The 12,067-nt window shown below is 73.3% G+C and carries 8 protein-coding genes; 2 read left to right on the forward strand and 6 right to left on the reverse strand.

Features of this window, described 5'->3' with window-relative positions:
* Nucleotides 1-9: 9 nt before the first annotated feature.
* The 5 genes from pgl to tkt all read right to left on the reverse strand — a co-directional run bounded on the left by pgl (nt 10) and on the right by tkt (nt 6,817).
* Nucleotides 10-744 carry a 6-phosphogluconolactonase gene (gene pgl / locus UXQ13_RS18930; RefSeq protein ID WP_225235407.1) on the reverse strand — a complete coding sequence of 245 codons (735 nt, stop codon included), beginning with the start codon at nt 742-744 and terminating at the stop codon, nt 10-12.
* Nucleotides 741-1,847, reverse strand: a complete 1,107-nt coding sequence (locus UXQ13_RS18935; RefSeq protein WP_225235408.1) for a glucose-6-phosphate dehydrogenase assembly protein OpcA — start codon at nt 1,845-1,847, stop codon at nt 741-743. Before UXQ13_RS18935 ends, pgl begins: the two co-directional genes overlap by 4 nt.
* Before the next feature lie 31 nt (nt 1,848-1,878).
* Entirely contained in the window at nt 1,879-3,396 is a 1,518-nt protein-coding gene (zwf, locus tag UXQ13_RS18940; RefSeq protein ID WP_225235409.1) for a glucose-6-phosphate dehydrogenase, read from the reverse strand.
* Between the two features lie 83 nt (nt 3,397-3,479).
* Nucleotides 3,480-4,583 carry a transaldolase gene (tal, locus tag UXQ13_RS18945; protein ID WP_225235410.1) on the reverse strand — a complete coding sequence of 368 codons (1,104 nt, stop codon included), beginning with the start codon at nt 4,581-4,583 and terminating at the stop codon, nt 3,480-3,482.
* A gap of 14 nt (nt 4,584-4,597) precedes the next feature.
* Nucleotides 4,598-6,817, reverse strand: coding sequence for a transketolase (tkt, locus tag UXQ13_RS18950; RefSeq protein ID WP_336392737.1), 2,220 nt, complete (start codon nt 6,815-6,817; stop codon nt 4,598-4,600).
* A 208-nt stretch (nt 6,818-7,025) separates the two neighbouring features.
* Here tkt and UXQ13_RS18955 point away from each other — a divergent pair, with 208 nt between their 5' ends.
* Nucleotides 7,026-7,943, forward strand: a complete 918-nt coding sequence (locus UXQ13_RS18955; RefSeq protein WP_225235412.1) for a heme o synthase — start codon at nt 7,026-7,028, stop codon at nt 7,941-7,943.
* Between the two features lie 525 nt (nt 7,944-8,468).
* On the opposite strand, the gene UXQ13_RS18960 is transcribed toward UXQ13_RS18955, so the two are convergent.
* Complete coding sequence (locus tag UXQ13_RS18960; protein ID WP_225235414.1) at nt 8,469-9,380, reverse strand: COX15/CtaA family protein; 912 nt, start codon at nt 9,378-9,380, stop codon at nt 8,469-8,471.
* Nucleotides 9,381-9,539: 159 nt separating this feature from the next.
* Between UXQ13_RS18960 and UXQ13_RS18965 the strand changes: the two genes are divergently transcribed.
* On the forward strand, nt 9,540-12,047 hold the full coding sequence (locus UXQ13_RS18965; protein WP_336392738.1) for an ATP-dependent Clp protease ATP-binding subunit: 2,508 nt from the start codon (nt 9,540-9,542) through the stop codon (nt 12,045-12,047).
* Nucleotides 12,048-12,067 lie beyond the last annotated feature (20 nt).

A 12,067-nucleotide genomic window follows, 5' to 3' on the forward strand; every position in this document is an offset into this window, starting at 1 on the left:
CCGCCCGGCTCAGCCGAGCTGGGAGGCGGCGTCCTGGTCGAGCATCCAGCGGGTGTCCCGGCGCCCCACGGCGCCGGCCGCCGGCAGGCTCGCCGGCGTCTCGCCACCGGACAGCGCCCGGGCCACGGCCTCGGCCTTGCCCTCGCCGGAGACCAGCAGCCACACCTCGTCGGCGGCGGTGATCGTGGCGAACCCCAGGCTCACCCGGGTGGGGGGCGGCTTGGGGCAGTCGCGGACGGCGACCACCGCCCGGTCGTCGCCGACCGCGGGGGAGTCCGGGAAGATCGAGGCCACGTGGCCCTCGGGCCCGACGCCGAGCAGCAGCACGTCGATCCGCGGCAGCGCCCCGCCGCCGACCCGGGTGAGCTCCGCGGCGTAGGCGGCCGCGGCGTCCTCCGGCTCGGCGAAGCCGGCGTCCGAGGCCGGGATCGCGTGCACCCGGTCGGCCGGGACGCCGACGACGTCCAGCAGCGCCTCGCGGGCGCCCTTCTCGTTGCGGTCGTCGTCGTCGGCGGCCACCCAGCGCTCGTCGCCCCACCACACGTCGACGGCATTCCAGTCGACCGCCGAGCCGGCCGCGGCGACCGCGCGCAGCACCGCGGTGCCGATGCCCCCGCCGGTCAGCACCACCGAGGCGGTGCCGTGCTCGGCCTGGGCCGCGGCCAGCCGCGCCACCAGCTCCCGGGCCACCGTGGCGGCCAGGTCGTCGGCGTCGGGCCGGACGACGACCTCCGGGCTGCTCACGCCTCCGCCGGGGAGTCGTCGCCGCCGTCGTCGTCGCCCGGGCCGGTGCCGGTCTGCGCGACCTCGTCGTCCTCGGTCGAGTCCGCGGGCACCGTGGGAGCCGGCTGCACGGGGCGCATGGGGTCGAACCAGCGGTGCTCGCGGACCGCCGGGCGGTCGGCCAGCCCGGTCAGGCCGGTGGCCGCCTCCAGGGCCTCGCGGTAGGGCTCGTCGGAGTCCAGCCGCTTCATCTCCTCGCCGATCAGCTCGCCGAGGGACCGCTTGGTGAGCGCGACGGTGGAGTCGGGCCGGTAGGGCTGGCTGATGACCGCCCCGCCCTTGCGGTCGTCGGTGAGCCGGACCTCCTCGTCCTGGTCCAGCGTCAGGACGACGGTGTCGATGCCCTTGGACCCGGTGCTGCGCTGCCCGGCCTCGACGGTGACCTTGCAGCCGCAGCGGGCGCTGAGCCAGCCGGCGACCAGCTGGGCGGTGGGGTTCTCCGGGTCGCCGACCACCTGGCCCGCGAGCACCTGCACCGGGCCACCGCGGCGACCGACCACGGCGTCCAGGGTGGAGGCCAGCGTGGACCGCCAGGGCGTGCTCCGGGTCCAGGCCAGGTCGGTGTCGCCGGGGGCGAAGTCCTCGGCCCGCTGCCGCAGCGCCGCGACGCCGTCGGCGGCCATCAGGCTGTCGGTGACCCGCCGGTTGGCGATCACACCCAGCGCGTCGGTCTCGATGCGGTCGGGGGCGGCGGAGAACCACCAGGTGACGACGGGGGCGTCGGCGGCGAGCAGCGGCAGCACGACGGACTCCGCGTGCAGGCCGAGCCGGCCGTACATCCGCATGACCACGGCCTCGCCGGGGCCCAGCCGGCCGCCGATGAGCACCTCGGCGTCCAGCCGCGGGGACGGCGCCTCGACCTGGCGGCGGACGACCACCAGCAGCCGGCACGGGTGCACCTCGGCGGCGGCGGCCGCAGCGGCCTCGGCCTCGGCGACCCGGTCCTCGTCGGCCACGACGACCAGGGTCAGCGCGACCCCGCTCATCACCGCACCACCGGTGCGGCGCTGCGCGGCGAGCTCCTTGACGATCGCGGAGCCGTTGGTGTCCCACAGCGTGCTCACTTGGGGTCCTCCAGGAGTCGGTGGGGTGCGGTCACGGCCGGCGCCATGCCCGGCCCTCGGAGGCGAGCATCTCGTCGGCGGCCCGCGGGCCCCACTCGCCGGCCCGGTAGGAGAACGGGGTGGTGCTGGACCAGTACTCCTCCAGCGGGTCGATGACCGCCCAGGAGGCCTCGACCTCGGCGTTGCGCGGGAAGAGCGTCGCGTCGCCCAGCAGCACGTCCAGCAGCAGCCGCTCGTAGGCCTCCGGGGAGGACTCGGTGAACTGCTCGCCGTACAGGAAGTCCATCGACACGTCGCGGACCTCCATCACGCTGCCCGGCACCTTCGACCCGAACTTGAGGGTGACCCCCTCGTCGGGCTGCACCCGGACGACGAGCTGGTTGTGGCCGAGCTCCTCGGTGTCGGTGGGCGCGAAGGGCAGGTGCGGGGCCTTTCGGAACGACAGCGCGATCTCGGTGACCCGGCGGGGGAGCCGCTTGCCGGTGCGCAGGTAGAACGGGACGCCGGCCCAGCGCCGGGTCTCCACGCCCAGCCGGACGGCGGTGTAGGTCTCGGTGCGGGAGTCCTCGGCGACGCCGTCCTCCTGCCGGTAGCCCTTGGCCCGCTGGCCGGCGAGCCAGCCCTGCTCGTACTGGCCGCGGACGGCGAAGCGGGCCATGTCCTTGGGCACCGAGATGGCCCGCAGCACCTTGAGCTTCTCGGTGCGGATCTCCTCGGCGGAGAACTCGACGGGCTCCTCCATCGCGGTGAGCGCGAGCAGCTGCAGCAGGTGGTTCTGCAGCACGTCGCGGGCGGCGCCGGTGCGCTCGTAGAACTCCGCGCGCCCGCCGATGCCGACGTCCTCGGCCATGGTGATCTGCACGGAGTCGACGTGCGCGCCGTTCCAGACCGGCTCGAAGAGGGTGTTGGCGAAGCGCAGGGCCAGGAGGTTCTGCACCGTCTCCTTGCCCAGGTAGTGGTCGATGCGGAAGACGTCGTCGGCGCTGAAGACCGAGTCGACCAGCCCGTTGAGCTCGCGACTGGAGGGCAGGTCGGTGCCGAACGGCTTCTCCACGACCACCCGGCGCCAGCGGTCGGAGGTGCTCTCGGCCATCCCGGTGCGCTGCATCTGCTTGAGGACGACGGGGAACATGCTCGGCGGGATGGACAGGTAGAACGCCGCGTTCCCGCCGATGCCGTGGCTGCCCTCCAGCTCGCCGAGGGTGCGGGCGAGCTCGTCGAAGGCGTCGTCGTCGTCGAAGGAGCCCTGGATGAAGCGGACCGAGTTCGACAGCCGCTCCCAGACCTCCTCGCGCCACGGGGTGCGGGCGTGCTCGCGGGCCGCGGTGCGGGACAGCTCGGCGAAGTCGACGTCGTCCCAGTCGCGGCGGGCGAAGCCCAGCAGCGCGAAGTTGGTGGGGAGCAGGCCGCGGTTGGCGAGGTCGTAGACCGCCGGCAGCAGCTTCTTGCGGGCGAGGTCCCCGGTGATGCCGAAGACCACGAGGGCACAGGGTTCGGGGACCCGGGGCAACCGCCGGTCCCTCGGGTCGCGCAACGGGTTGGTGGTCATCCGTCCCTCAGGTGCTGTGGGGTGGTGGGGGACAACAGGGGCCGGCGCGGCGGTGCGCCGGCCCCCGGTCAGGAGTCCTTCGACTACTTCTTGTCCTTGAGCTGTTCGGCCACCGACGTCGAGAGTTCATCCCAGGCGTCGTTGAACTTCTGCACGCCCTCGGTCTCCAGCACGGCGAACACGTCGTCCAGGTCGACCCCGGCGTCGGTCACCGACTGCATGACGGCCGCGGCGTCGGCGTAGGTGTCAGTCACCGGGCGGCCGACCTGGCCGTGGTCGGCGAAGGCCTGCATGGTCTTCTCCGGCATCGTGTTCACGGTGTCGGCGCCGACCAGCTCGGACAGGTACATCGTGTCGCTGTAGTCGGGGTTCTTCACCCCGGTGGAGGCCCACAGCGGGCGCTGCTTGCTGGCGCCCCGAGCCTCGAGGGCCTTCCAGCGGTCGGAGGAGAAGATCTCCTCGTAGGCCTCGTAGGCCAGCTGGGCGTTGGCGATGCCAGCCTTGCCCTTGAGGGAGGGGTCGGCACCGGCGTCGTCCAGGCGCTTGTCGATCTCGGTGTCCACGCGGGACACGAAGAAGGACGCGACGCTCTCGATGCCCTCGAAGCTCGCCTCGGGGTCCTCGGCGCGCTTCTCCAGGCCGGCGAGGTAGGCCTCCATGACGGCCTTGTAGCGCTCGAGGCTGAAGATGAGGGTGACGTTGACGCTGATCCCGTTGGCGATCGTCTCGGTGATGGCCGGCAGGCCCTCGACGGTGGCCGGGATCTTGATGAACAGGTTCGGCCGGTCGACCAGCCACCACAGGTGGGCGGCCTCGGCGGCGGTCGCGTCGGTCTCGTGGGCCAGCCCGGGGGCGACCTCGAGGGAGACGCGGCCGTCGCGGCCGGTGCGGGCGGCGACCGGCGCGAGCAGGTCGCAGGCGTCCCGGACGTCGGAGGCGGTGATGGTGCGCAGCGCCTCCTCGACCGAGACCCCGCGGACGGCCATGGCGTGCAGCTGGTCGTCGTAGGACTCCGAGCCGCTGATCGCGGCGGCGAAGATCGACGGGTTCGTGGTGACGCCGACGACGGAGTGCTCGTCGACCAGGGACTGCAGGTTGCCGCTGCGGATCCGGTCGCGGGACAGGTCGTCCAGCCACACGGCGACACCCGCCTTCGACAGGCTCGCCAGGTTCTCGTTCTGGGTCATCTCGGTGTCCCTCTCTACTTCTGGTCGCCGGTGCGCTGGGTGTGCAGGCCGCCGACGACGTCGCCGCCGGCGGAGAGGCCGGTGCCCGCGGACGCGGCCTGGATGCTCTCGCGGGCCGCGGCCACGACGGCCTCGGCGGTGAGCCCGAACTCCTCGTAGAGCTTCGTGTACGGGGCGCTGGCGCCGTAGTGGTCCAGCCCGATGATCCGGCCGGCGTCGCCGACGAAGTCGCGCCAGCCCATGGCGATGGCGGCCTCGATGGAGACCCGGGCCTTGACCGACGGGGGGAAGACCTCGTCGCGGTAGGCCTGGTCCTGCTCGGCGAACCACTCCTGGCACGGGATGGAGACCACCCGGGTCGGGGTGCCCGCGGCCTCGAGCTGCTCGCGCGCGGCGACGGCGATCTGCACCTCGGACCCGGTGCTCATCAGGATCACCTCGGGGGTGCCGGAGCTGGCCTCGGCCAGCACGTAGGCGCCCTTGGCGGTGCCCTCGGCCGAGCCGAACTCGGCGCGGTCCACGATCGGCAGGTTCTGCCGGGACAGGATGATGCCGGCGGGCCGGTCGTCGTGCTCGAGGATGGTGCGCCAGGCGACCGCGGTCTCGTTGGCGTCGGCCGGGCGGACGACGTCCAGGCCGATGATCGCCCGCAGCGCGGCCAGGTGCTCGATCGGCTGGTGCGTCGGGCCGTCCTCGCCCAGGCCGATGGAGTCGTGCGTCCACACGTAGGTGACCGGCAGCTGCATGAGCGCGGCGAGCCGGACGGCGGGGCGCATGTAGTCCGAGAACGTCAGGAACGTGCCGCCGTAGACGCGGGTGCCGCCGTGCAGCGCGATGCCGTTCATGATCGAGCCCATGGCGTGCTCGCGGATGCCGAAGTGCAGCGTGCGGCCGTAGGGGCCACCGCTCCACATCTTGGTCTGGTGCACCGAGGGCAGGAACGAGGGCTCGCCCTCGACCGCGGTGTTGTTGGACTCGGCCAGGTCGGCCGACCCGCCCCACAGCTCCGGCAGCGCCGGGTAGATGGCGGCCAGCACGGCACCGGAGGCCTTGCGGGTGGCCATGCCCTTGGGGTCGGCGTCGAAGGTCGGCAGCGCGTCGGCCCAGCCCTCGGGGAGGGTGCGGGTCGTCATGCGGTCGAACAGCGCGGCCTGGTCGGCGTTCGCCGAGCGCCAGGCGTCGAAGCGGGGCTGCCACTCGGCGCGGGCGGCCTGCCCGCGCTCGATCACCTTGCGGGTGTGCGCGATGACCTCGTCGGCGACCTCGAAGGTCTGCGCCGGGTCGAAGCCGAGGATCTCCTTGGTGGCCGCGACCTCGTCGTCGCCGAGGGCGGAGCCGTGCGCGGCGCCGGTGTTCTGCTTGTTCGGCGCCGGCCATGCCAGCACCGTGCGCATCACGATCAGCGAGGGACGGCCGGTCTCGGCCTTCGCGGCGGTCAGCGCGGCGTCCAGGGAGGCGAGGTCCTCGCCGTCGGCGACGTGCTGGACGTGCCAGCCGTAGGCCTCGTAGCGCTTGCCGACGTCCTCGGTGAAGGCGACGGTCGTGTCGTCCTCGATGGAGATCTTGTTGTCGTCGTAGACGACGACGAGGTTGCCCAGCTGCTGCGTGCCGGCCAGCGAGGACGCCTCGCCGGAGATGCCCTCCTCCATGTCGCCGTCGGAGGCGATCGCCCAGATGGTGTGGTCGAAGAGGCTGTCGGCGGACGGGTCCGTCGTCGGGTCCCAGATGCCGCGCTCGCGGCGGGCGGCCATGGCCATGCCGACCGCGTTGCCCACGCCCTGGCCCAGCGGGCCGGTGGTGGTCTCGACGCCGGTGGTGTGGCCGACCTCGGGGTGGCCCGGGGTCCTGGAGCCCCAGGTGCGCAGCGCCTTGAGGTCGTCGAGCTCCAGGCCGTAGCCGGAGAAGTAGAGCTCGGTGTAGAGCGTCAGCGCGGTGTGGCCGGGGGAGAGGACGAAGCGGTCGCGGGCGACCCAGTTCGGCTCCGACGGGTCGTGCTTGAGGTGCTTCTGGAAGAGCAGGTAGGCCAGCGGGGCCAGGCTCATCGCCGTCCCGGGGTGGCCGTTGCCGGTCTTCTGGACGGCGTCCATCGCCAGCACGCGGGCGGTGTCGATCGCCCGGCGGTCCAGCTCGGTGAAGCCCTCGGGGAGGGTGGGGTTCGGCTGCTCGGGCGCGCCGGTCGGGCTGTCGGTCGCGGCCTCGGCCGGGGCCTCGGACTCGGTGCTCTTGTCTGCCATCTGGCGGGTGCTCCCTCGGGATCGGTCATGGGTCGGGGGCGATGCCGGGGTGACTGCCGGTCGTCGTCGTTGCCGACCTGGGCCCTACCCGCGAGGCGCGCACCATCAACGTCGGGAACCCTAGTGGTAGGGAAGGACCGCACCCGGTCTCGGGGCTAGAGTGGGGTCGACCTCTGCCCGCCCCGGTCTGAATGGTGTGAGTCGACTCGTGACCTCCGTGGCCGAACGGCGTGCCGTGGTGCGGCGTACCCCGCCGCTGGCCCTGGTGGGCGCCTACGTCTCGCTCACCAAGCCCAAGCTGGTCGAGCTGCTGCTGGTGACCACGCTCCCGGCGATGATGCTGGCCGCCGGCGGCTGGCCCGGGACGGGCCTCGCGCTGGCCACCCTGGTCGGCGGCATGCTGGCCGCGGGTGCGGCCAACACGATCAACTGCTGGTACGACCGCGACATCGACCGGATCATGTCGCGCACCCGCGACCGGCCGATCGTCACCGGCGTCATCAGCCCGCGCTCGGCGCTGATCTTCGGCGTCCTGCTGGCCTGGGTCTCCCTGGTCGTGCTCGGGGTCTTCACCACGCCGCTGGCCACCGCGCTGACCGCCGTGGCGATGCTGGCCTACTCGGTCTTCTACACGATGGTGCTCAAGCGCCGGACCCACCACAACACGGTGTTCGGCGGCCTCCCCGGCGCGGCCCCGGTGCTCATCGGCTGGGCCGCGGTCACCGGGTCGTTGGCCTGGCCGGCCGTGGTGTTCTTCGGCATCGTCTTCTGCTGGCAGATGCCGCACTTCTGGGCGCTGGCCAGCCGCTACCGCTACGACTACTTCCGCGCCGGCGTCCCGATGCTGTCGGTGGTGGCCGGCCCGGTCAGCGTCGGACGGCAGTCCATCGCGTGGGCCTGGGGCACGCTCGCCGTGTCGGCCCTGATGGTGCCGGTGACCCCGGGGCTGGGCTGGATCGCGGGCGTCCCGGTCATCGCGCTGGGTGCCTGGTACGTCTACGAGTCGCACGCCTGGCTGGCGCGGATCCGCGGCGGCGGCGCCGACCGCCCGATGCGGCTGTTCTCGGTGTCGATCACCTACATGACCCTGCTGTCCATCGCCCTGGTCGTCGACGTCCTCGTCTGACGGTGCACGTCGATCGCGCGGCGACCGATGGCCGGTCGCTGTGCTCGCCTAGGCGCCCTGCTGCGTCGACCGACAGCTGAGCGGGCGCGGGGACGCCGGCTATCCACGCTGAGCTGCCACTCGACGTCCTGCCGCGGGTGTGACCGCACGCCGCGCGTCCGGTGACGGCTCAGCGTGGACCCGCAGGCCGGCCATCCACGCTGAGCCGTCAGCCGACGATGACGTGCCTGGATGGCCGGCGCCGCTCGTCGAGTGACAGCTGACCGCGGTCCTGGATGCCGCCGGGCCGCACTGAGCTGTCACTCGACGGTGGTGAAGCTGGTGCTGGGCCCGGGTGGCCGGGGCCAGGGCGCCGGCTGACGGGTGAGCGTGGATGCGGGGGCTGTTGATCCACGCTGAGCCGTCACTCGACGGCGATGCGCCCGGATGGCCGGCGTCGGCCCGTCGAGTGGCGGCTGAGCGCGGTGCTGGGCGTCGCCGGACCGCACTGAGCTGTCACGCGACGCCGCGGAGGCGCCCCAGGGGTCAGCGGGTGGTGGCGAAGGCGTCGGCGGCGGGCTCGAGGGTGGCCTCGGTGCGCGGGCCGCGGACCGCCCAGAGCAGCCGGGCGGTGTAGGCGGTGATCAGCACGGCGCCGGCCATGTGCAGCAGCACCAGGACGACGGGCAGGCCGGTGAAGTACTGCACGTAGCCGATCACGCCCTGGGCCAGCTCGACCACCAGCAGGTCTCGGGCGGCCCGGCGGACCCGACTGGCGGAGTCGGTGGCGTAGAGGGCCACCAGCAGCGCGACGGTCAGCCCGATGAGCAGGAAGACGACGTCGGCGTGCAGCTGGCTGACCAGCTCGGGGTCGAGGCCGGTGCGCCCGGCCTCCGGGTCGCCGCTGTGCGGGCCGGACCCGGTGACGACGGTGCCGAACACCTGGACGGCGCCCACCGCCACGGCGATCCCGGTGATCAGCAGGGCGATCGGACGGCGGACCAGCAGCTGGCCCACGCCGGGCTCCCGGGAGCGCAGCCACAGCGTGGTCGCCACCGCCACCAGCACCATCGACACCAGGAAGTGCGCGGCGACCGTCCACGGGTTCAGGCCGGTGAGCACGGTGACCCCGCCGAGCAGGGCCTGCGCCGGGATGCCCAGGAAGCTGCCGATCGCCCACTTCCGCAGCTCGCGGCGGGCCGAGCGCCACACCACGACGACGGTGGCGATCGCGATGACCGCCAGGGCGAAGGTCAGCAGCCGGTTGCCGAACTCGATGAGCCCGTGGCCGGCGAGCTCGGCGGTGGGGGTGATCGAGCCGTCGGTGCACTCGGGCCAGGTGGGGCAGCCCAGGCCCGAACCGGTGAGCCGGACCGCACCCCCGGTGACGACGATCAGGCCGTTGGCGACGGCGTTGGCGAGGGCCACGCGGCGGACGACGACAGAGGAGACCGGCACGGGTCCCAGGGTAGGTGGCCGCGCCCCCGACCCGGTGTTCGCCTGCGGCGAATGCGGGAAGGACGGGGGGTGCGGACGCGCTGTGCACGGCAGCGCGCGGCCACCGACCCAACCCCGGTCGGGGAGGGCCGACGCAGGACGACCCCCAGGAGTGACACCGTGACCGATCCCTTCGACACCGGCTCCGGCAGGAGCCCGTTCGACGACTTCTTCTCCGCCTTCCTCTCCTCCGGCGCGCGGCGCGGCATGCAGCGCGTGGACATCACCCAGCTGCTCTCCGACCACGCCCGCCAGGTCGTCTCCGCCGCCGCCCGCCAGGCCGCGGCCTGGGGCGGCCGGGACCTGGACGCCGAGCACCTGCTGTGGGCGCTGGCCGGCCACGAGCCCACCCGCGGGCTGCTGGCCCGCGCCGGCGCCGACCCCGAGCAGCTGCGCGCCCAGCTCGAGGGCGCCCTGCGCCGCGGCGAGCCGACCGAGCAGCCCCCGGTGCTGACCCCGGCGGCCAAGCGGGCCCTGCTCGACGCCCACCAGGTGTCCCGCGCCAGCGGCTCCACCTACATCGGCCCCGAGCACCTGCTGTTCGCCCTCGCCCTGAACCCCGAGTCCGGGGCCGGCCGGTTCCTCGGCGGTTCCCGCGTCACGCCCGAGGCGCTGCAGCGCGCCGCGGCCGGCGTCCCGGCCGCGGGCGGTGGCTCCGGCGAGCAGCCTCCCTCGACCACGCCCACGCTGGACGAGTACGGCCGCGACCTGACCGCGATGGCCCGCGACGGCAAGATCGACCCGGTCATCGGCCGGGCCTCGGAGATCGAGCAGACCATCGAGGTGCTGTCCCGCCGCAACAAGAACAACCCGGTGCTGATCGGCGAGGCCGGCGTCGGCAAGACCGCGATCGTCGAGGGCATCGCCGCCGCGATCGTGGCCGGCGACGTCCCCGACCAGCTGCGCGGACGACGGCTGGTGGAGCTGGACCTCACCGGCCTGGTCGCCGGCACCCGCTACCGCGGGGACTTCGAGGAGCGGCTGAAGAAGGTCATCGACGAGATCCGGGAGAACTCGGACTCCGTGCTGGTCTTCGTCGACGAGCTGCACACCGTCGTCAACGCCGGTGGCTCCGAGGGCTCGGCGGGTGCGGGCAACATGCTCAAGCCGGCCCTGGCCCGCGGCGAGCTGCACGTCATCGGGGCGACCACCCTGGACGAGTACCGCACCAGCATCGAGAAGGACCCGGCCCTGGAGCGGCGCTTCCAGCCGATCCTGGTTCCCGAGCCCAGCGTGCTGGACACCATCGAGATCCTGCGCGGCCTGCGGGACCGCTACGAGGCCCACCACCAGGTCCGCTTCACCGACGAGGCCGTGGTGGCCGCGGCCGAGCTGTCCGACCGCTACGTCGCCGACCGGTTCCTGCCCGACAAGGCCATCGACCTCATCGACCAGGCCGGTGCCCGGGTGCGGCTGCGGGTGAAGACGCCGACCACCGACCTGCGCTCGCTGGAGCAGGAGGTCGACCGGCTGGGCCGGGAGAAGGACCAGGCGGTGGCCGCCGAGCAGTACGAGCAGGCCTCCGCGCTGCGCGACGAGCTCGCCGCGGCCCAGCAGCGCCTGGACCAGGCCCGCACCGGCGGGGACGCCGGCATCCCGGAGGTGGGGGTGGCCGAGATCGCCGAGGTGGTCTCCCGCTCCACCGGCATCCCGGTGGCCCAGCTGACCGAGGAGGAGCGCGACCGCCTGCTGCGGCTGGAGGACGTGCTGCACGCCCGCGTCGTCGGCCAGGACGAGGCCGTCGAGGTGGTCTCCGAGGCCATCCGCCGGTCCCGCGCGGGGCTGGGCGACCCGGACCGGCCGATCGGCAGCTTCCTGTTCCTGGGCCCGACCGGCGTCGGCAAGACCGAGCTGGCCCGCGCACTGGCCGAGGCGCTGTTCGTCGACCAGGACAAGATGGTCCGGCTGGACATGAGCGAGTTCCAGGAGCGGCACACCGTCAGCCGGCTCGTCGGCTCGCCCCCCGGGTACGTGGGCTACGAGGACGCCGGTCAGCTGACCGAGGCGGTCCGCCGCAACCCGTACTCGGTGGTGCTGCTCGACGAGGTGGAGAAGGCGCACCCGGACGTGTTCAACACGCTCCTGCAGCTGCTGGACGACGGCCGGCTCACCGACAGCCAGGGCCGCACGGTGTCCTTCGCGAACACCGTCGTGGTCATGACGTCGAACCTGGGCTCGGAGGCGATCGTCAACGCCGCCCGCGGGCCGCTGGGCTTCACGTCCGCCGACGGCGGCGGCAACGACGTGCGGAACGCCGTGATGCGGCGGCTCAAGGAGTCCTTCCGGCCCGAGTTTCTCAACCGGATCGACGAGATCGTCGTCTTCCGGCAGCTGGAGACCGAGCAGCTGGCCCGGATCACCGACCTGCTGCTGGACGAGACCCGTCGTCGGCTGTCGGCGCAGGACATCGAGGTGGAGTTCACCCCGGGGGCGGTGACCTGGCTGGCCGAGCGCGGCCACGAGCCGGCCTTCGGTGCCCGTCCACTGCGCCGGGCGATCCAGCGGTCGGTGGACAACCCGCTGTCCCGGATGGTGCTGTCCGGCGACCTGGGCAAGGGCGCGCGGCTGCGGGTGGACGTCGTCGACGGCGAGCTGGACTTCGCCGTCCAGGAGCCGGCGGCCGTCTGACCTGGCACCCGGTGCCACGA

This window comes from Klenkia terrae (genome assembly GCF_037083865.1).
In the GTDB taxonomy this organism is placed as follows: domain Bacteria; phylum Actinomycetota; class Actinomycetes; order Mycobacteriales; family Geodermatophilaceae; genus Klenkia; species Klenkia terrae.